Annotated in this window: 16 protein-coding genes; 13 read left to right on the plus strand and 3 right to left on the minus strand. The window is 51.7% G+C overall.

Annotation, left to right across the window (positions count from 1 at the left end):
- The first annotated feature begins 127 nt into the window (after nucleotides 1-127).
- Complete coding sequence (locus AC3RCL_RS13185) at nucleotides 128-1,369, plus strand: PTS sugar transporter subunit IIC (protein ID WP_492535665.1); 1,242 nt, start codon at nucleotides 128-130, stop codon at nucleotides 1,367-1,369.
- 19 nt (nucleotides 1,370-1,388) lie between these two features.
- The gene (locus tag AC3RCL_RS13190) at nucleotides 1,389-3,665 is read left to right on the plus strand and encodes a beta-glucosidase family protein (protein WP_492535667.1); all 2,277 of its coding nucleotides are present in this window, start codon (nucleotides 1,389-1,391) and stop codon (nucleotides 3,663-3,665) included.
- 164 nt (nucleotides 3,666-3,829) lie between these two features.
- Here the strand turns inward: AC3RCL_RS13190 and AC3RCL_RS13195 are convergent, their stop codons facing one another.
- Entirely contained in the window at nucleotides 3,830-4,009 is a 180-nt protein-coding gene (locus tag AC3RCL_RS13195; protein ID WP_404564514.1) for an H-type small acid-soluble spore protein, read from the minus strand.
- Between the two features lie 11 nt (nucleotides 4,010-4,020).
- Nucleotides 4,021-4,191 carry a hypothetical protein gene (locus AC3RCL_RS13200; RefSeq protein ID WP_404564513.1) on the minus strand — a complete coding sequence of 57 codons (171 nt, stop codon included), beginning with the start codon at nucleotides 4,189-4,191 and terminating at the stop codon, nucleotides 4,021-4,023.
- Between the two features lie 147 nt (nucleotides 4,192-4,338).
- On the opposite strand from AC3RCL_RS13200, the gene AC3RCL_RS13205 reads away from it, so the two are divergent.
- Nucleotides 4,339-4,905: an RNA polymerase sigma factor gene (locus AC3RCL_RS13205; protein WP_404564512.1), complete on the plus strand. Its 567-nt coding sequence runs from the start codon at nucleotides 4,339-4,341 to the stop codon at nucleotides 4,903-4,905.
- Complete coding sequence (locus AC3RCL_RS13210; protein WP_492535670.1) at nucleotides 4,898-6,202, plus strand: hypothetical protein; 1,305 nt, start codon at nucleotides 4,898-4,900, stop codon at nucleotides 6,200-6,202. Before AC3RCL_RS13205 ends, AC3RCL_RS13210 begins: the two co-directional genes overlap by 8 nt.
- A gap of 192 nt (nucleotides 6,203-6,394) precedes the next feature.
- Here AC3RCL_RS13210 and AC3RCL_RS13215 read toward each other — a convergent pair whose 3' ends face one another.
- Nucleotides 6,395-7,996: a hypothetical protein gene (locus AC3RCL_RS13215; protein WP_492535671.1), complete on the minus strand. Its 1,602-nt coding sequence runs from the start codon at nucleotides 7,994-7,996 to the stop codon at nucleotides 6,395-6,397.
- Between the two features lie 131 nt (nucleotides 7,997-8,127).
- Here AC3RCL_RS13215 and AC3RCL_RS13220 point away from each other — a divergent pair, with 131 nt between their 5' ends.
- The 9 genes from AC3RCL_RS13220 (at nucleotide 8,128) to AC3RCL_RS13260 (ending at nucleotide 21,563) form a co-directional block, all read left to right on the plus strand.
- Nucleotides 8,128-9,183: a GntR family transcriptional regulator gene (locus AC3RCL_RS13220; RefSeq protein ID WP_192571604.1), complete on the plus strand. Its 1,056-nt coding sequence runs from the start codon at nucleotides 8,128-8,130 to the stop codon at nucleotides 9,181-9,183.
- 197 nt (nucleotides 9,184-9,380) lie between these two features.
- Complete coding sequence (locus AC3RCL_RS13225) at nucleotides 9,381-10,457, plus strand: GntR family transcriptional regulator (RefSeq protein ID WP_492535672.1); 1,077 nt, start codon at nucleotides 9,381-9,383, stop codon at nucleotides 10,455-10,457.
- 135 nt (nucleotides 10,458-10,592) lie between these two features.
- Nucleotides 10,593-11,978, plus strand: coding sequence for an ABC transporter substrate-binding protein (locus AC3RCL_RS13230; protein WP_492535673.1), 1,386 nt, complete (start codon nucleotides 10,593-10,595; stop codon nucleotides 11,976-11,978).
- A gap of 93 nt (nucleotides 11,979-12,071) precedes the next feature.
- Nucleotides 12,072-12,965: a carbohydrate ABC transporter permease gene (locus AC3RCL_RS13235; RefSeq protein WP_492535675.1), complete on the plus strand. Its 894-nt coding sequence runs from the start codon at nucleotides 12,072-12,074 to the stop codon at nucleotides 12,963-12,965.
- Between the two features lie 11 nt (nucleotides 12,966-12,976).
- A complete protein-coding gene (locus tag AC3RCL_RS13240) occupies nucleotides 12,977-13,813 on the plus strand; it encodes a carbohydrate ABC transporter permease (RefSeq protein WP_015735774.1) in 837 nt (278 codons plus the stop codon).
- Between the two features lie 5 nt (nucleotides 13,814-13,818).
- The gene (locus tag AC3RCL_RS13245; RefSeq protein WP_492535677.1) at nucleotides 13,819-16,287 is read left to right on the plus strand and encodes a family 43 glycosylhydrolase; all 2,469 of its coding nucleotides are present in this window, start codon (nucleotides 13,819-13,821) and stop codon (nucleotides 16,285-16,287) included.
- A 37-nt stretch (nucleotides 16,288-16,324) separates the two neighbouring features.
- Entirely contained in the window at nucleotides 16,325-18,091 is a 1,767-nt protein-coding gene (locus AC3RCL_RS13250) for a glycoside hydrolase family 2 protein (protein ID WP_492535679.1), read from the plus strand.
- A 390-nt stretch (nucleotides 18,092-18,481) separates the two neighbouring features.
- The gene (locus tag AC3RCL_RS13255) at nucleotides 18,482-20,599 is read left to right on the plus strand and encodes a family 10 glycosylhydrolase (RefSeq protein ID WP_492535681.1); all 2,118 of its coding nucleotides are present in this window, start codon (nucleotides 18,482-18,484) and stop codon (nucleotides 20,597-20,599) included.
- A complete protein-coding gene (locus AC3RCL_RS13260) occupies nucleotides 20,586-21,563 on the plus strand; it encodes an ABC transporter permease (protein ID WP_096774076.1) in 978 nt (325 codons plus the stop codon). Before AC3RCL_RS13255 ends, AC3RCL_RS13260 begins: the two co-directional genes overlap by 14 nt.
- Nucleotides 21,564-21,598 lie beyond the last annotated feature (35 nt).

Below are 21,598 nucleotides of genomic sequence, written 5' to 3' on the forward strand. Positions count from 1 at the left end.
TTGGCTCCAAAAACGAGAAATAAACAAAAAACGACCATAGACGAGGCAATATACAACGAGTAAGCGTTAACAATGAAATCTATACTATAGCTATGTCCACAACAGAAACACAGGAGGGAATAAACAGATGAAGCGTTTCATGAAATGGATGACGGAATCCTTTGCGCCAAGATTGGATGCGATTACAAATAACATTTGGATAGCATCGATTCAAGAAGCCATTATGGTTGCCATCCCAATGATCTTTATTGGTTCCATTATTACTTTGATTTCAATTTTGCAAGACTTCATTCCTGGAATGCCGGATTTAACGCCAATTACGACATTCAGCTTCGGTCTTCTCGGTTTGTTTATTGCATTCCTAACGCCGTATACGGTCATGGAGAAGAAGGAGAGACATAAAATCAAGCTGCTGGCGGGAATGACCGGCATATCCTTATTCCTCATGCTGCTTAATCCCGTCGTAAACGAGGATGGAACCGTTCAGTTCGTTCTGGAGCGTTTCGGTCCTGCGGGTATGGTAACGGCACTCATTGTAGGCGTCTTCATTGCCGTCATCATGAATGTCTGCGCTAAGTTCTCTTTTTTTAAAAAAGGGTCTTCCATGCCAGAGTTTATTATGGATTGGTTTGACTTCCTGGTACCGATCGCCGTGATCATGGGCATCGGCTGGGTTCTTGTATATCAGCTTCACTTTGATATCTTTGGACTGATTGTGAGCGTGTTTGAGCCTATTAATGCTATGGGGCAAAGCCTGATCGGGTTTGTTCTGTTCAACTTTATTGGAGTTGTACTGTACTCCTTCGGAGTTAGCCCATGGGTTCTGATGCCCATCTGGTATGCCATATGGATTCCGGCGATTGAGGATAATGCCGCATTGGTGGCGCAGGGACTGGATCCCGTCAACATTAATACCTTTGAAACATTCTTCTCCGGATGGCTTGGAATCGGAGGGATGGGCGCAACCTTGCCGCTTGTGATATGGTTCCTGTTTTCCAGATCCAAGAAGCTGAAAACCATTGGTAAAGCCACTTTGATTCCTTCTCTATTTAATATTAACGAGCCTGTTGTGTATGGAGCGCCGGTTGCTTTTAATCCGCTGTTGATGGTGCCTATGTGGATCAATGGTCTTATTACACCCATCATCGTCTACCTAGCTCTTGATATGGGGTTTGCACAAATTCCTAGTAAAATCTTCCAGCTGTGGTATACGCCGATCGGTGTGTCGACTTACCTCATGTCCGGATTCAATGGACTTATTCTGCTCGCCGTTGTCTTACTGATTGTGTTTGCCGTATGGTTTCCGTTTTTTAAACTGTACGATGCGCAGGAATTGAAGAAAGAGCGGGAGTACCAAGAAGAAGCTTGATATGAAAGGGTGGATACAAATGAATGCATCGATTAACGAATGGATAAAGGAAATGACACTTACTGAAAAAGCATCCCTCTGCGCGGGATTAAACATGTGGATGACCAAGGGGATCGAGAGACTCAACATTCCGCCGGTTCATATGTATGACGGAACGAATGGGATCCGCAAAACGAACAGTGACGATGAAATGGGGATTACGACTGAGAATGTTCCGGCAACATGTTATCCCACTGGCTCAGCTATCGGTTCTTCGTGGAACACGGAACTGATGCGCGAAGTCGGGGAAGCACTCGGTAATGAATCCAAAGAGATGGGCGTAGAATTGCTGCTCGGCCCAGGGATCAACATGAAACGGACTCCGCTTGGGGGAAGAAATTTCGAATATTACTCCGAAGATCCTTGCCTGACAGGGGAACTGGGCGCTGCTTTCATCAATGGCCTCCAGAGCAAAGGAGTCGGGGCTTCACTTAAACACTTTGCTTGCAATAACCAAGAATTCGAGAAGATGGTGACGAGTTCAGAAGTAGACGAACGAACGCTGCGCGAAATTTATTTAAGCGCCTTTGAACGAATTATCAAAAAATCGGATCCTTGGACCGTCATGTGCTCCTATAATTTGCTTAATGGCTCGTATACCAGCGAGAATGAACACTTATTGCATGATATTTTGAGAGAAGAATGGGGATACGAGGGGGTCGTCATCTCGGACTGGACGGCCGTGAATGATCGGATTCGTGGGTTGAAAGCAGGACTTGATCTCGAAATGCCGGGACCTGCCGGCTATAACACGAAAGCGATTATCAAAGCCGTTGAGAGCGGAGTTCTTGCAGAAGAGCAGCTCGATAAAAGCGTTGCCCGTATTCTAAAACTCGTACAACGTGTAACCGGTATGGAAGAAGCTGTTCCGGCATCCCCTATGGAGTACCACAATCTTGCGAGAAAAGCTGCGGCAGAAAGCATTGTGCTGTTGAAGAATGAGAATGGCATCCTTCCGATCCAGGCAGAATCAACCCATTCCATTGCAGTGATCGGCCGTTTTGCCAAAAAACCTAGAATTCAAGGAGCCGGCAGCGCAAAAGTTACGCCTACGCGCGTGGATATTCCATTTGATGAAATGAAGCGGTTGGCTGGAGCTTCCGTTGAGTTGAGTTATGCCGAGGGCTATCCTGAAGATGACTCCGTTCATGAGGAAGTGATTAAGGAAAGTGTTGCATTGGCGGCAAAATCTGATGTTGCGGTTATCTTCGTTGGCCAGCCTGAATACGCAGAATCCGAGATGCGTGATTTGAAGGGCATTGATTTGCCGGAACAGCAGGTTCGGCTTATTCAGGCGATTGCAGCCGTACAACCGAAGTGCATTGTGGTGACCACCAGTGGTACAGCTTTGGCGATGCGTCCTTGGGTTCAGCATGTTCCCGCTGTCATTCACTCATGGCTTTCCGGACAAGGCATGGGTAAAGCGATTGCTGAAATCTTGTTTGGGGAGGTGAGTCCTTCCGGTAAACTGTCCGAGACGTTTCCGGTTAAGCTTTCAGACAATCCTTCACATATGAGGATTCGCGGTGAAAACGGCAAGCTGTATTATCGTGAAGGGCTGTTCATCGGCTATCGATACTACGATCGAAAGGAACTCGCTCCGCAGTTTCCGTTTGGCCATGGCTTATCCTACACTTCGTTTGCCTATAGGGATATGAAGACAACTCAAACAGAGACAGGGATCACGGTCTCTTTCTGGCTGGAGAATATCGGGAACCGAACAGGGAAAGAGGTCGTTCAGCTTTACGTGCATGACGAAGAATGCACCTGGACGCGTCCGGAGAAAGAATTGAAGGCATTTTCTAAAATCGAGTTGGCTCCTGGGGAGAAACAGCAGATTGTTTTTGAACTTGAAGAAAGAGACTTTGCTTATTACAACACCAAGTATAACCGCTGGGTAGCGGAGAGCGGTTATTTCCAAATTGCGCTTGGAAGCTCTTCTCGCGATATAAGAATTATGGAGCGATTGTATTGTGATTTTGGAAAGGAAGAAGTATCATTTCATAAATTCAGCCTGATTAGCGATTGGATTAGCGATCCAGTCGCGAAATCAGTATTGGAAGAATGCCTCGATGAGATGAACCAGCATGTCGTTGAAAAGATTTACCTCAATGATGAATTCGTCGGATTTTGGGAAGATGGTCCACTCATTAAAATATTGCAAATGTATGGTCAAACCTGGTTGGGTGACCGGTCACCTGATGAAATTATTGAAGAACTTATAAGAAGAGTTTATGAGCGACGCATCAACATGTAAGACAAGATAATATTCCTTATTATAGCTTGGGACCAGAACAGGGTCCCAAGCTTTTTGATGCCTATAAGAAAGGCGTTTTAGAAATAAAAAATCCCATCCACTGAATCTGGATGGGATTTTTTTTTGAAGGTTTGAATGGGCTGTAGAAGCTTATATCTTCTATCTTACGGATGCTCCGTGAGACTGGATAAAGGGACGGTCATTTCCTGCTCCGAGTTGCCGATCGGATAAACCCGAGCGGTTTCATCCTCATTCACATGCTGGATATAGATGGGGGTATCCTGATAAGTTACATGTTTCATAATGGCCGATTCCGAAATTTCAATCGCTCTTAGTTTGTTCATGACAATTCTCCTTATTCCGAAAGGTCATCTAATGGATCAGCCTGCCGGTTAACGGCTTTTTTAATTTCCCGGTCCAATTTCGGCGTTCCTTGAATTTCTTCGGCAGCCTCCATTTGATGATTGAGCTGCTGCTCGACTTGTCCGATCCCATGTGCTTCCTGTTGTTGTTTGCTCTTTGCCAAAATGATCCCTCCATGTGATGATATATCCATTGTAAAAAGCTGCATTACTACAATGCACCAATATGTATGAACCTATGCAAATTTATATAATTTCGGGAACTTTCATCGACCGTACGGAGTCTGTTTTGGTGAGGGGGGAGAACTGCTTTGAAGGAAATGCAGATGCAGCATTCCGCGGAGCTGAAAACTTCGGACATTCGGATGCTTATGGAATCCTACGGGGAGGACGTCTGGAACTATGCCTACGTCATAACTAAAAACACGCACACGGCGGATGATGTCGCGCAGGATGTGTTTATTAAAGCCTATCAACATTTTGCTTCCTTTCGGGGGGAGGCTTCCGTCAAGACCTGGCTTTTGAAAATCACGCGCAACACCGCGCTTTCCTATCTGAAGCGAGCGTTCCTGCGCAGAGTGGTGCTGATGGGCGAGCAACCTCCCGGCACCGGGCAGAAGGGGACGATACGGACCCCGATTTCGCCATCAGCCGAAGCGGAATATTTGGAACGGGCAGAGGCCGATGAATTGTGGAAGCAGGTACTGAAGCTGCCAGCTAAATTTCGAGATCCGCTCGTGCTTAGTCTGCATCATCAGCTATCCATAGAAGAAATATCCGCCATTACAGGCCTTTCGCCAGGCACGGTAAAGTCCAGAATTTTCAGGGCCAAACAGAAGGTGGCCGCCGCATGGAAAGGAGCGATCGAGGATGAATGATTGGAAACCGGATTGGAATCGAAGGCTGGCTGATCCGCCATTTAAGAACCAGCGTTTCCGGACGGACATGATGGAGGCCGTGGAGGAACGTCTTCAAGCTGTTGAAAAGAAACAATTCCGCAGGGACTGGATCCGAACTATCGGTGCCTTTGTTCCCGTAGTGCTGCTCTTGTTCGGGGTTGGAATCTGGTTCGGTTACCAGGCTGTACCAAACGCTAATCCGGTAAGCCCAGGTCCGGTGGTACCAAAGGGCGGGACGTTCCAATCCGGCTTAGTATCCGGGTCAGGAGGCGATTTCGATTGGTGGAACCTTGCGGATCGTGAAGTCTCGCAGGAGAGTGACCGTACGATCGTGACGCTGGCAACAGCGCTTTTGAAGCGGGAGATTGGCATCTGGGGCGGCCCGACGCCGGACATCTGGGAGCATCCCGAGGTGAAATGGCCGCTTGAACGCTATGATGTGTCCAGTCCCTGGGTATATGAAATATACGTAAACGAGATTACGACAGATGCTGAACAAACGGTATACAAGCTCCGTCTGCTGCTCCGGGATTCGATCCCGATGGTATATGAGGAAACGATAGATGTTACCATTCGTAATGATACCCACCGAATCTCGCAAATCCAACTAATAAGCACTGACGAAACGGGAACACCACGGGACGATTTCGAGGCTGGAGACGATCAAGGAACAACCGTTACTTTAAAGGATGATGCAGCCTTGGATCTGAAGATTACGGGTACTCTGTTCAAGGAGGCAGGAACCATTCGTTCGTTCAATGTTCAATATGGCGACACGGAACGAACCTTCGCAGATTGGAGCAGTGTGAGTAACGAATCCTATTATCCGGAAACCGCGATACTGTCCGCAGGCAGCAGCGGGAAGGAGAAGGATATACTGGCAATCGTTTTGACAACCGGTTACGGAACAGGGATGCGCGAATCCGCATTGAAGCTTCTTACCGACGATCTCATCGAAGTGAAGGCAGCCGACCCGGTGCTTGCGTCACAATCCAGACTAAGCTACCATATGACGGCGGAAGACGGGAAAAGGATATTTCAACTTTCGTTGAGCGGCGTAACCCGCAGCTTTGAATACAAAGAGGAGGACGCCGGGTTTTGGCTGGACCAGCCCGCACTTGGCAGCATTGTCAGGTATGACGTAGAAGAAAACACCCTCTATGCTTCGGTGCCAATCCAGGTATCGCCGGGCAACTTCCCTGCAGAGGTCCGGCTGCGCTATGAATACGACGGGACCGCTTTTCTAGTGGCGGAGGCAACATTAGAGGAGATGTAAGAAGAGCGTGAAATGCGGGAAACATCATGATGGTCAGACTGACTGGGAAAAGAGAAAACTAAAAAGCCGCTCTTAGCGGCTTTTTAGTTTTCATTATTCGCTTTCATGGATTTATTAGCTGGCGTGTCCCTTTACGACAGTCTGCCAATGTTTGTTTGACCCGGATAGGATTCGGCAGAGAGCTGACTTCATTCAGTTACGAAAAAACTCAACCTGATCGATATCTGCCCATTGGGAAGAGGAGGAGTTCGACACGTAAAACCCGATCGTTGCCTTGCCCGCCGTCACTTGGATATTCGAGATCGTGACAGGCGTCCACGCCGTCGTGACCGGGCAGCCCGTTTGGCGCATCCCGCCGCCATAGTCCTTCACTTCCATGACGCAGCTGTTCTGGCCTCCGCTGCTTCGCATGCGGGCCCGCATCGTATACGTACCGTTATCGAGACCGGTAATGGTCTGGCCGACGTAGGCGGTTGCAGGCCCGCTCGTGCCCGCAAGTCCAACAAAGTAAGAGCCTTCCGCCGCGGGAAGCCCGACGCCGTCATTGGCTCCGTGAATCAGGATGCGGTTCGGGTAATCGTCGCCGTACGTGGTCCAGCCAGCTACATTCGCCGTTTCAAATCCGGGATTGTTAACGAGATTCGTCTGCGAAGGAGTAACGGTATAGCCAAAGCGCAGATAGATTCCGCTAACCGGATCAGTCGCGCTCGTCACGGCTGCGACGCGGGTCGAATCGACGGTCATCAGGGAGTTCCAATTGGAAGACTTCGTATCGGATACCGGAAAAACGTTGGTTTTGTACTGCCATGTCGCACCGTTGTCGGAACTGATCATGGTAAACATCGAAGTGTAGGGATCCCCTGTATTGGCGCTGCTCTCATCGGTTTGGAATGCGGCCATCAGACGGCCGTCGGGAAGTGTTACGACAAAAGGAGCGCCGGCTTTTTTGCCGTTGCCGACCGGCACGTACAGCGTTTGGCGCGGAACCGACCAATTCAAGCCGTCCGGGGATATTTTATATTTAATGACAAAAGGGTGGCCTGCGACGTCCGATGCTTCGAATACGGTCATATAACGGCCGTCTTGCATCCGCGTGATGACCGGCATGCCATCGCGAGAACCGGCGGCAACGCCGTCGCTGACCGTAATCCGGCTGCCCCAGCCGCTTCCGTTCCACGTTTTCATGTACAAATTTTGCCGCCCGGTCGTACCGACCGTCGCCGGACTGTCATCTGCATAAAGGACGGCTATCGTGCCGTTAATCATTTCCAAATGCGGCTCCCACAGACCTTTAAAACTGGAGGCGGTTGAACTTCCGATCAAGCCGCCCGGCAAATCGCTCCAAGTATAGCCGCCGTCGACGCTTCGCCGGACGTTTAGCTGGATATCATAGGTCGAGCCGCTCTGCACGACATGACGGTAGGCTAACCAAATTTCTCCGCTCGGCAGCCTCATCATCTGTCCGTTCCCAACATTTCCCGCGCTGCTTGAGACGGCCGTAGCCGGATTGCTCCATGAGTAGCCGCCGTCCTGCGTCCGGGAAACCACGATGCGGGTGTTCCCTCCGCCGGCGTTGGTGTCAAACGATACGAGCCATTCGCTCGGCGTTAGTTTGAGCAGCCGAGGATACCATACGCCGCCTGAAGGCGGCGTATAGACAGCAATCTTCTGCGAAGCCCATGCCATCCCGGATGAGGCCGCATGAGCCGGCGACAACGGAAACGACGTTAAAGCAAGCGCAAGCATCACGATTAAGGCAAGCGGTTTCTTCCAAAAGCGTTTGTTCCGTTCCATAAGCAACAATCCTTCCAATCCAGATTAGAAAGCGCTTTCTAAAATGGATTGTATCGCAGTTAGTATAAATTAAGATATACTAAATATATATTATTTTTCAGTTTGGACTGTCGTAAAAAGCGAGGTATGACATGGAGCATCCGTTATATAAACAAATACAGAACGATATACGGCGCAGTATTCAGAGCGGCGAGCTTCCGGCAGGTGCCTTGGTACCGTCGGAGAAGGAGCTGGCTCAGCGGTACGGCGTAAGCCAGATCACATCCAAAAACGCGCTCAACGGTTTGGTGGAGGAAGGCTTTCTGGTGCGTTACCGGGGAAAAGGCACCTTTGTTAGGGAGCAGGGCTCTTCGGAAGGACCGCAGCCCCGGACGGATACGAAAAAAACGATTGCGATCATATTGCCAACGATGAAAACCAAGATCGATCAGCAGCTGCTGGACGGCCTGGAACGCTACTGCGCGGAAAGAGAATACGATCTGTTGATCCGTATTTCACGCGAATCGCAGGAGGAAGAATCCCGGGCGATCGAGCAGTTCCGGGAACGGGGAGTCGATGGCTTTTTGATATTTCCGGTCGAGCAGGAAAGCTACAATAACGCAATATTGCGTTTGTCGCTTGATCAGGTCCCCCTGGTGCTGGTCGACCGTTTTTTGAAGGAGATTCGGACCTATAGCGTCAGCTCTGATAATTACGAGGGCGTACGCGAAGCCATATCCGGTTTGCTTGCGGAGGGGCACAGGCGCATTGCCTTCCTGTCTCCGGAGATTACGAATTCGGTTACGGACGAAAGAGCCAAAGGCTTCGAAGCCGCATTTCTGGAGCAGGGCTTGCCGATAGACAAAAGGCTATGGTGCTTGCTGGATTTGGTTACGATTCAGGAGGGACACGGACCGCAGGAGGTCCTCCGTTTTTTGCAGGGCTGCAGTGATGTAACCGCGGTCTTTTGCGTGAATGCGGAGCTGGCCCGCTATGCCCATTACGCCATGCGGGAAATTTGGCCGGCGACGGAGAGCAAACCGCAGCTCGCCGCCTTTGACGATCCGGATATTGAAGGCATTCCTTATATCCGGCAGCAACCGGATGAAGTATCCCGGCGTGCCGTCGATCTGTTGTCGGAACAGCTGGCCGGTAAGCACGAGCCTCGAAGGGAGGTCGTCCCGGTCCAATGGATTTGGCCGGAATGATCCGTTCATCAAGGATACTGGCTTGATACACAGGAGAAATATCATCGTGAAAACGGTCTGAACTTCGTTCAGGCCGTTTTTTTTCGTATATTTTGAGGCAAATCACTGGTTTGTTCAGTTTTATATTTACATTTCGAAAGTTATATTATAATAATATACTAAATATACTATTTACAATATAAAGGTTGTGATGCGCGTTGAAATCGTTGCCGCTATATAAAAAAATTCAGGAAGACATCAAGCGGCTGATCGCCATCGGCAAGCTGCGGGAAGGGGACCGGGTCCCTTCCGAGAAGGAACTGTCTGAACGTTACCGCGTCAGTCAAATTACAAGCAAAAACGCGCTGGTCGGACTCATGGAGGAAGGTTTGCTCGTCCGGATCCAGGGCAAGGGTACCTTCGTGATGAGCAGGCCGGAGAACGCATCCGCACTCGATCAGTTAGGCGAATGGACGGCAGGTCCGGGCAGAAGCGGACGGATCGGACTCGTACTGCCCACGATGAAAACGAAAGTGGACCAGCGATTTTTGGACAACATCGAGAAATATGCCACCGCCGCCGGCTTTGAGCTGATGCTGAGAATTACGCGAGAATCCCAGGTCGAGGAGTCCAAGGTCATCTCGTCCTTCTTGAACCAGGGGGTGGACGGCATCATCATTTTTCCGGTTGAAAACGAGACATACAACGATTCGATTTTAAGGCTGTCGCTGGACCGCTTCCCTTTTGTCCTGATCGACCGGTTTTTGAAGGAAATCAAGACGTACAGCGTAAGCTCGGACAACGTCAACGGGACAAAGGAAGCCGTGGAGCATTTAATTAACAATGGCCATTCGTCGATCGCGTTCATCTCACCGGAGATTACGAATACCGTGACGGACGAGAGAGCCCAAGGGTTCGAGCAGGCTTTTCTGGAACGCGGGATGTCGATCGACAAAAGCTTATGGTGCCTAATCCCGTTAGAGGAGATCGCCTCGGGCAACTCCGTCGATAAAATCAGGGAGTTTTTAGACGGCAATCCCGAAATTACCGGCATCGTTACGGCCAATACGGAGCTATGCCGAAGTGCATATAAATCGGCGGTTGCATCCCGTAAGCGCGTACCGGAGGATCTGGAGCTGATTACGTTCGATCCGCCGGATCTGCCGCACGTGCCGTTTATCCGTCAAAATGAAGAGGAAATGTGCCGCCTGACCGTTGAGCTGCTGATCGAGCAAATTGAAGGAGCCTTTGAGGCAAGAAGGATTATGGTGCCGGTCATGCTGGTAAACGAATGAAAGGTTCGTCCGTGAAGCCACTGAAAACCACTAATTTTATAATAAATATAGTATATAAAATTATAATAATATAAGTTATTATGATTCCGTAAAGCGCTTACAACCAAATCATTTGTTAAAGAAGAGGGGGATCGCATGAAAACGAAAAGCAAATTTGCAGGTATGTTGATGCTGCTTCTGGTGTTTGCGTTATCCGCTTGCAGCGGGGGCAGCAACGGAACAAACGGAGGGACTGCTTCAAGCAACCCGGACGCGTCGAAGCCAGGTCAGGAAGCGTCCACCGGTACGGACCAGAAGGAACCCGTCACGATTGAGTTTATGGGCCACGGCAATCCGAACGAAAAAAAGATTTTCGAAAAGCTGATCGCTTCCTTTGAGGAGAAGTATCCGCACGTCACCGTTAAATACACTTCGGTGCCGCCGGGCGAATACTCGCAGAAGATGACAACGCTGATCAGTTCAGGCAAAGTGCCGGACGTATTCTATGTCGGCGGTCCGGAGTTTTACCGTTTCGCCGAAGCCGGCACCCTTCTCAACATCCAGTCATACCTGGATCAGACGTCATTGTTTAATCCCGATAACGTATGGAAGCAGGCCATGGACCGCTATCGTTTTGACGGCAGCAAGGTCGGGGAGGGCGATTTGTACGGCCTGCCGAAGGACGTAGGTCCGTGGGCTTTTGTCTACAATAAAGATTTGTTTGACAAAGCGAATGTGCCGTATCCTTCGGCCAAAGCCGGGGAATGGACCTGGGACGACATGCTGGAAGCTGCCCAGAAGCTGACGGTCGACAACAACGGCGACGGAAAGCCTGAACAGTATGGTGTAGGCGCTTACAGTCTGGAATCGGCGGTTTGGGGCAACGGCGGGGAATTCATCGATTATGCCACCGGCACGGTAAAGGTCAACGAGCCCGCATTCTACGAGGCGATGCAATTTGTTGCCGACCTGAACTTGAAGTTTAAGGTCAGCCCGAATCAGGAAGCCGAACAAGCGATGAATGCGTATACGCGCTTCATTAACGGCCAGCTAGGCATGTTTGCGATGGGTCCGTGGGATCAGCCGGCATTTTGGGAGCTGCCTTTCGATTGGGATATTGCGGCATGGCCTGCAAGCCCGAACACGGGACAAACGGCGACCTGGCTCGGCTCAATGGGATTTGCCGTATCGGCAAAATCCAAGCACCCGCAGGAAGCGTTCGATTTGGCCGCCTTCTTATCGCTGGATGAGCAAGGCCAGCGCGAAAACTACCAGCTCGGCCAGGCGGTTCCCAACCTGATCAACATGGCCGAAGGCGAATTTAAGGAAATGGACAAAGGACCGCAGACGCGCCAAGTCTTTCTGGACATTATCCAAGATTACGGACGACCAAACGTTATAGCTTTCTCCAAGGATACGCAATGGATGGATACGTTCAATCAGAACGCGAGCAAAGTGTGGAACGGCGAGATGTCGGCCAAAGACTTTACGGCCCAAATCCAGCCGAAGATGCAGGAACTCTACGACAAAGGCAATAAATAATGAAGCAGGCGGGGCGCCAGCCATGGATATCGGCGCCTCCCGCCGTATCAAGACGTCCTGATCAATCGAATACTGGCGAAGGTGGAATGGAATATGGGTACCAAGCTTGGCGGGTATCGCAGAAGAGAACTGGCATGGTTGTATCTGTTCGTCGCTCCGCCGGTTCTCGGGTTTCTTTTGTTCGGCCTTGTGCCGATCTTGTTCTCCATATATATCAGCTTTCACAAATGGGATATGCTATCCGATCCGCAGTGGGCGGGACTCGCCAACTATAAGGATCTTATGGGCGACGAGAAAGTGTACAAATCGATGTACAATACGATTTATTTAATGATCGGCATTCCGATCGGCATGGTGCTTTCGATGCTGCTGGCCATCCTGATGAACCGTAAATTCGCCGGCATCTCGTTCATGCGCACGATCTATTATCTTCCGGTCATTTCGCCGGTCATCGCCGTATCGCTGTTGTGGCAGTGGATATTAAATCAGGATTACGGCTTGCTCAGCAATTTTCTGTGGGAAACGTTCGGCATTGCCGGCCCTAACTGGCTGGGTAAGCCGGAGTGGGTGAAGCCTTCGTTAATCCTGATCGGGCTTTGGAGCGGCATCGGCGGCAACATGGTGCTGTACCTTGCAGGTTTGCAATCCATCTCCTCGACGTATTATGAAGCCGCGGAAATCGACGGCGCTGGCGCATGGCACAAGCTGACGCGGATTACCATCCCGCTGCTCACGCCTATTCATTTTTTCGTCGTGGTCATGGGAATCATCGGGGCGTTCCAGTCGTTCAGCCAAATTTACGTGCTGGCGGTGGACGGCGGGCCTGAATATAGCGGGGCCACGGTGGTCTATTATATTTTCCAGCATGCGTTCCAGTACTTTAACATGGGTTATGCAAGCGCGGTTGCCTGGGTGCTGGGCATTCTCATCTTTGTTGTCACGCTTATACAATTCAAGCTTTCCAATCGCTGGGTTTACCAAGACTAGGGGGGAAATCTGTGAAACGGGAAAAAATGACGGACCTCTGGTCGCTGCTGCTTCTGCTTTTCGGATCGATCTTTATGATCGCTCCGTTCATCTGGACCATCTCGACTTCGTTGAAGGATCGGCGAAACGTATTCGAAATTCCTCCGCAATGGATTCCCGAACCGATTACGTTCGGCAACTATGCGAAGGTTTGGCTGGAGTCGCCTTTGCTGCATGGATTCATGAACAGCTTGATCATCGTGGTGATCGTCCTGACCATAGGAATGCTGGTATCCGCAATGTCGGCCTATGCATTCGGCAAATTCGAATTCCCTTACAAAGGCATGCTCTTCATGGGCTTGCTCGGAACGATGATGATTCCGTATTCGGTGGTAATGATACCGCAGTATATCGGGTTTTCCAGGCTGGATTGGGTAGACACCTTGCTGCCGCTCATCGTACCCGGCCTGTTCGGCAACATCGTCGTCATCTTTTTCATACGCCAATATTTGCAGAGCGCGATGCCGACCGAATTGATCGAAGCGGCGAAGATCGACGGCTGCAGCTTTCCGGGCATCTTCTTCAAAATCGCGCTGCCGATCATGAAGCCGGCGCTCGCTGCCCAAGCCGCTCTCGGCTTTATGGGCATCTGGAATGATTTCCTCGGCCCGCTGATTTACCTGCATACGCCCGAGAAGCAAACGATTCAAGTGCTGATCGCTTCCATGCAGGCGATGTACATCGGCCAGTCGGATTATCCGATGATCATGGCCGCAGCCATCATTTCCATGGTGCCGGTGATCATCGTGTTCTTTTTCTGCCAAAGATACTTTATCGAATCGATGGCAATCAGCGGAATCAAGGGGTGAGGCGCATGGCGATAAGAATGCCGCGCCTGTCAAAAATCGCATGTTGTATCGGAGCGTTAGGTTTAGCGGCCGGATTGGCATTGTCGGGATGCGATACAACCACGAAACCGGAGGCGGTCGATATGGAAATATACAATGAAATGTATGCCAATCCCTTTCCGTCGTTGGAGGAAGAATGGGAGGATTACGGCAATGGGGATCCGTATGTGCTGCGGCATGACGGCCGCTATTATCTGTATGTGAGCACTAAGGATCATCGGACGGGAATCAAGGCTTGGATGTCGGACAATCTGGTCGATTGGAGCTATGCGGGGCTTGTGACGGAAGATCCCGTATCGACCGGAGCCTATGCCCCCGAAGTGATTTACTCGAACGGGTGGTTCTATCTATACACTTCTCCGGCGGGAAGGGGACATTACGTGTTCCGAAGCGAATCGCCGACAGGCCCGTTCGAAAGAATCTCCGAGAATGTCGGAATGAGCATCGACGGCTCGGTCTTTATCGACGATGACGGCTCCTGGCTGTTTACCCATGCTGGATCGTCGGGCATTGTCGGCGTTCCGATGGACGGACCCGCCGAATTCGGCGTCGGTCAGACGATTCCCGGGCCCTATCTGGGGCATTGGACGGAAGGGTCCATGATCATCAAGCGGAACGGTACCTATTACATGACATATACCGGGAATCATGTATTCAGCAAAGGCTACCGCATTCATTATGCCGTATCGCATGATTCGCCGCTCGGTCCGTACAGCATTCCGGCCAACAATCCGCTCGTCATCAGCACTAAGCCGGACTTTTACGGGCTTGGCCACAGCTCGACGGTGATGGGGCCCGATCTGGATTCCTATTATCTCGTCTATCATAACTTGACGGGAAGATCCCAGGAAGGCCCGCCTGTCCGTCGCATGAACATCGACCGGCTGGTATTCAACGGAGACAAGATGGAGATTCTGGGTCCTACGAATTACGATCAGCCTATCCCGAGAGGGCCGGTCTTTGCCGATCGGCTGGACGCAGACGCCATCGATGAGAGCCGGTGGGAGTCGGAGAAATCGGAAGGAGGCGCTCGAATCATCACCAAGGAGAGCACGGATCGCATCTATACGGCGGAATATAATTTGGTGCCGTCAAAGACGCGGGTCGCCGCATTGTTTGCCTATGAGGAGACCAACCGTTTCGGGTTCGCCGAAATCGAACCGGAACTAAACCGACTATCCTTGGGCAGGATGGAGGATGGCAACCGTAATGTGCTCGCCACCGCGGAGCTTCCGGAAGATACGGATTGGTCGAAGCTGCACACGATTCGTATCGAACGAGGGAACGAGCGGCTTCGGGTTTACCTGGACGGCGTAGTGAAGCTGGATGAATCTTCGGAAACGTTCGGACCTGGCCGTATCGGGTATCGGTACGATAACGGCGTACCGGGATTGTCGTATACCGCATTCTCGAATCAAGCCGACGGCAGCAGTGACTTCGAAACGGCCAAGCCGCTTCCCGGCAGCGTGGAAGCCGTGCATTATCTTAGCGGCGAAGGCAGGGGGTATGCGGTTCGTCAACCGTCGGAAACCGCCGCATGGCGTCATTCGGACGGAACGGCGATCCGGCAGGCGGAGGATGGCAGCTATTCGGCTGCGCTTACGGAAAAAGGCGATTGGCTGCGTTATGCAGTAAACGTTTCGGAATCGGGCACCTATGCGCTGGACTTGTCGGTCAAGGCTGACGCGGGTCCGGCAGCCTTTAAGCTGCTCGTTGACGATCAAAAAGCCGGAAGCTATAAAATCGACGGCAGCCATGACGCCAGCAGCGAACCCTGGGTAAAAATTCGGGTAGGATCCCTAAAGCTCGAAAAGGGATTACATAGCCTCGCCATTCAATTGGACAATGGGCAGCTGGAGTGGAAAACGATGGAATTCGAGCTGGTCGATGATCAAGCATTCAAGATCGAACGTTTATTGGAACAAGCAAGTTCCGAGGATGTTCACGGCCGTTGGAACGAAACCGTCGGAAGTTATGCCGGGGCAGCCGACGCCGATGCCAAGATGTATGGAGGCAGCCGCCTTTGGTCCGACTACCGCATCCGGACGACCGTAACGCTGGGCGATGATCCGTCCGGTCAAGCGGGCGTACTCTTCCGGGTGACAAACGAGTCGGATTTCAGGGATCAAGTGAGCGATTCGCTGATGGGATATTTCCTCGCGGTCACCGCCACGAAACTGGAACTGTACAAACATAATTACGATTCCGAGCTGCTTCAAAGCATCAAAGTTGAGCTGGAACGGAACAAGCCCGTCAGCTTGCGCATCGAAGCAGTTCACGGGACGATCCGCGTCTTCGTCGAGGATGGAGAAGAGCCTGTCCTGACGTATGACGATCCCCAGGCCTTCATGCAGGGGAGGGTCGGCATTCGATCGGTTCATGCTGAACAGATCGGGCTTGGCGATTTAACGGTGGAATCCATAGGAACCAAATAGAAACGATAAACTAACAGAAGATGGAGAGTGGAACATAATGTCAAGCTCGCACAAATATATAAAGGACTATCCCAGACCGCAATTGGTACGCGAGGAATGGGTAAATCTGAACGGGGAATGGGATTTTCGCTTCGACGATGCTCTAGAAGGAGAAAGCGCCAAGTGGTACCAACGCCTTCAAGCTGACCGTAAAATCACGGTGCCTTTTGCGTACGAGACCAAAGCAAGCGGCATCGCGGATGAAACATTTCATCCTTGCGTATGGTATGAACGTAGTGTAGCCGTACCTGCCGAGGCAGAAGGCAAACGGATCATTTTACATTTTCAAGCGGTCGATTACGCGGCGACCCTATGGGTCAACGGCAGCAAAATCGGCGTGCATGAAGGCGGATACGCAGCCTTTTCCTTCGATATTACGGAAGCAGTCGAGTTTGGACGCGAGAACAGGATTACCGTTCAAGTCGTGGACGGCAACAGCTGTACGCAGCCGCGCGGCAAGCAGCGATGGATGAAGGACAACTTCGGGTGCTGGTACGTGCAGACGACCGGAATATGGCAAACCGTGTGGATGGAATACGTGAATCCGATTCACATCAGCCGGGTGAAGATAACGCCGGAACTGGAACGCGGGTCGGCGAATTTCGGCTATGAACTGGGCAATGCCTCGCACGGCTACGACGGGGTAACCCTCCAGACCATCATCCGGTTTGACGGGAAGCTGATCCGTTCGACGGAAACGAGCGTGGAACGCGGTACGGTAACGGTCGATGTGAGCGTCGTAAACGAAGCCGTGGGCGAATGGAAAGTCAAGCCGTGGCATCCGAACCATCCGAATTTATACGACGTCGAGATGATTCTGAAGCAAAATGGAAAGCCGATCGACACCGCCTATTCTTATTTCGGCATGCGGAGCATTCGGATCGCAGGGGACCAAATCATCTTGAACCATACGCCGATTTATCAGCGGCTGCTGCTGGATCAAGGATACTGGAGCGATACGCATCTGACGCCTCCGTCGGAGGAAGCGCTGCTGGAAGACATCGACAAAACGCTTGCGCTCGGCTTTAACGGCGTGCGCAAGCATCAGAAGCTGGAGGATCCCCGTTATTTATATTGGTGTGACCGCAAAGGATTGTTGGTATGGTCGGAAATGCCGTCGACTTACGAATTCGGGGACGATGCGGTCGAGCGGTTCACGCAAGAGTGGATGGACGTCGTCCGGCAGCATTACAACCATCCTTCCATTATCACCTGGGTGCCGTTCAACGAGTCTTGGGGAATTTCCGATATATCGACCAACCGCAAGCAGCAGCAATTTACGGAATCGATCTATCATCTGACCAAGGCTTTCGACCAGATGAGGCCGGTGATCGTGAACGACGGCTGGGAACATACGGTTTCGGATATCATTACGCTCCATGATTATGAAGAAATCGGCGCTATGCTGGAAGAGCGGTATCGGGACAAGGATGCGCTGTTAGGCAACAAAATCGCGCATAATACACACCGTTATCCATTCGCGCAGGGATATGGCTATCGGGGCCAGCCCGTCATCATCAGCGAATACGGCGGCATCGCTTTTACGAGCGAAGAAGGCTGGGGCTACGGCAATCAGGTCCGCAGCGAGGACGAATTCTTGGAGCGGTACGAAGGAATCACACAAGCGATCAAGAATTTGCCTTATGTGTGCGGGTTCTGTTATACGCAAATTACGGACGTGCAGCAGGAAGTGAACGGCTTGCTGACGGAAGACCGTAAACCGAAAGTAAACGTGGAGGCGATCCGAGGCATCAATCTGGCATGATCGTAGCCGGAGACGTATTCTCGCTTACCCGCGCATGATTGAAAAAACTCACCCAAGGGTGAGTTTTTTTGTTGCGAGTACAAAGAAAATACATACCCATCGTTTGGATGCCTAACCGTAAACTCGATCGATCATGCAGACATAATCCGCCGTACAAGAGAAGGTTGGAACGGGACATTTTTTGCAGTTTTCCTGCCAAACAAGAAATGACCAATAAACTCCTGTTCTTACCTTGCGGCTCTGTCAGGTATAAGGGACCTCGGGCTGGATATCGCCCCATGCCGGATCGGACATATTTTTCCTAACGTGCTCATGCAAGAATTGTCCCTGTTCTGCTGCCCTCAGCTTCATTATGGTAGACATACACCACAAGCAAAGGAGGGAATGGGGATGAAATGGTGGTCAACGAACCGTCTCCGATTGATTCAAAATAATCTTCGCGAGACGGACGCCGATATGGATGTGGATCTTTTGATTCGCGAGCTCAAGTCGTTCCAAGCGAATGTGCTCATGATGAATGCAGGAGGCATATTTGCGTTCTATCCATCATCGCTTATGCATCAATATGTAACGCCTTATTTAACCAAGGACCTTCTGGGGGAAGCGGTAGAAAAAGCTCATGCAAATGGATTGCGGTTTATTGCACGGTTCGATTTCAGTAAAGCGCACGAATCGTTGTGGATGCGGTATCCCGAATGGTTTTACCGGGACCGGGAGGGGCGGGAGGTCAATTATCACGGCATCGTTCATACGTGCCTGAATGGAGCCTATCAGCAGGTGAAGTCGCTGGAGAGCATTCAAGAAGTGCTGGAGCGTTATCCGGTGGATGGGATTTTCTTCAATATGTTCGGCTACCAGCATTGGGATTACAGCGGAAATTTCTATGGTCCTTGTTATTGCCCAAACTGCCGCTTGCGGTTTCGCGAAGTAACCGGCGAAGATTTGCTTGCGTATACCGGTCCCGAACATCCGATGCACGAGCTGTACCGGTCCTTCCAGGAACGGACGTCAAGGGAAATGCTGGAGCGCATTCACGGATTCGTGAAGTCGCTGCGGTCCGATGTGGCCATTAGCACGTATCACCCACACCGGGTCGATATCGTCCGCAAGGAATCGAATACGTCGCTGAAAAGGAGCGGCCAGCCTTGGCTGTATTCAGCCTCGGAGAATGTTGCGTCCATACAAGACAGCTGGGATGACAAGCTGGTTAGCAACTGCAGCATTAACGCCATCGACCTGACCTACCGTTTCACAGGAGTATCCGAGCATGAAAATGCGATCCGTCTATATCAAAGCATCGGAAGCGGATCGGGGCTGGATTTCTGTATCATCGGGGCATTCGAAGGATACCCGGACCGGGCAAGCTTCGAAACGGTAAAGGATATTTTCCGATACCATGCGGAGCACGAGGAGCTGTTCGGACAGCTCGGCTCCATGGCTGAAGCGGCGCTCGTCAAGCCAGCGGCCCCCGAAGCAGCAGCGGAGTATCACGGTATGTTCAAAATGCTAAAGGAAGAGCACGTCCTCTTCGACGTGGTGATGGAAGAACAGCTGGTGGCCATGGAGTCCAAACTAATGCATATGCGAGCGGTTATTCTTCCCGGCGTTCAGGGATTGTCGGTGGCGGCGGCGCGAGCGCTGCATCGGGCGGCGGATGCCGGCGCGGTGCTGGTCGCAACGGGAACCGCGCTGGAGCGGCAGCCGGAGTTGCTTAAGGAATGGTTCGCGGCCTCGTTCGCCGGCGTGAAACAATCGGAGCCGGGCGCTTACCTGGACGTTTCGGACAAGTCGCATTTCCCCGGATTTGCCCATGGCCGGGACTGGATCGTCGCGGGCGGAAGCTTTGCCCGCGTTGCCTTTGACCCGGATACGACCGAGTGCCGATTGCCATTCATCGAACCGTCCACGTTCGGGCCCCCGGAGCGTGCCTACGGCCACCGCATCGGAGCAGATTACGGTTTGGGGCTGCACAGGCGGGTCGGCAAGCAGGGAACGGTCCGAACCGGCGTGTATATGCCTTGGAATCCTGGCGAGCTCTACTATCGCCACGGGTTCGAGGACTACAGGCAGGTAATGGCGGACGTTCTACATGACATCGTGCCGAATCGGGTGGCTACTACGAACGCACCCCCATGTCTAGAGTTGTTCGTTCACCGTTTGAAGGAGGGCGGATGTCTGGTTCAGGTGCTGAATCTCTCCGGATATAACGGGACGACTTTTATGAATCCGCTTCCGTTATATGATGTTCAGGTGGAACTGACCGTTGACCGCGTGGACGAAACCGCTGTAGCGAATGCGTCGGGGTCTTGGCCGCAAAAGTGGATGCTGCCAAGAAACGCGGTAGCGAAGGGCAGGCTGCTCCGTGCCGAATCCGATGCGCAGGTGGAAACCTCGCAAGATCGCGTGACGGTGACGCTGCCGCAAATCGGCCGTTATGAAGCAGTTTGGCTTCAGGCCGTGCCTGTCGGCGATCGAAAGGAGCTGATCACCAGCGATGCCAAAGCCTAAATCTGCTATACCTGCCCAAGGGGCCGGCAGGGTCATCAAGCCGGGCCTAACGCTTCGCCCGGGCAGTCTCGCGTCCCGCATCGTCAAGCACCGCGTCATTTATTTGCTGCTGTTGCCCGGGCTACTCTTCTTCTTGCTGTTCAAAATCGCTCCGATGTGGGGGCTGCTTCTGGCCTTCAAAGATTACAATCCGTTTCTTGGCTTTGCCGGAAGCGAATGGGCTGGATTTAAGCACTTTGCGGATCTGTTCTCGAGCTCCAACTTCTATATTATGTTGCGGAACACGTTTGCGATCAATATGATCGCGCTGATCTTCCATTTTCCGCTCCCAATCCTGCTGGCCCTGATGCTGAATGAAATCCGGCATGAGAGCTTCAAGCGCCTGAACCAGTCCATAGTTTACCTGCCTCATTTCCTGTCGTGGGTCGTCGTGGCCAGCATGACGTTCTTTCTGTTGTCGACGGACGTGGGGATCGTCAATAAACTCATTGCCGAAAGCGGCAGGGATACCGTTTCCTTTCTGTCCAACCCCAATTACTTCTGGGGACTTCTGACCGCGCAAAGTATGTGGAAGGAGGCCGGATGGGGAACGATTATCTTCCTGGCGGCCATGGCGGGCGTGGATCCCCAGCGCTACGAAGCCGCCGTCGTGGACGGGGCGGGCAGGTTCCGCCAGATCTGGCATATCACGCTTCCGGCCATCCGGCCAACGATCATCATTTTGCTTATTCTTCGGCTGGGCAGCATGGCGGACACTGGCTTCGAGCAGATTTTGCTGATGATGAATCCGCTGGTGCGCTCGGTGGCGGAGGTGTTCGATACGTACTCCTACACGCACGGCATTCTTCAAGGGAAAATCAGCGTAGGGGTGACGGTCGGCATGTTCAAGGGGCTGGTGGGGCTCGTCCTGATCGTGGCCGCCGACAAAATCGTAAAGCGTCTCGGCCATGAAGGCATTTATTAAGCCTCCAAAGGCGTCTGCCGAATACTCATTATGCT

Source organism: Paenibacillus sp. MT86 (assembly GCF_058792535.1).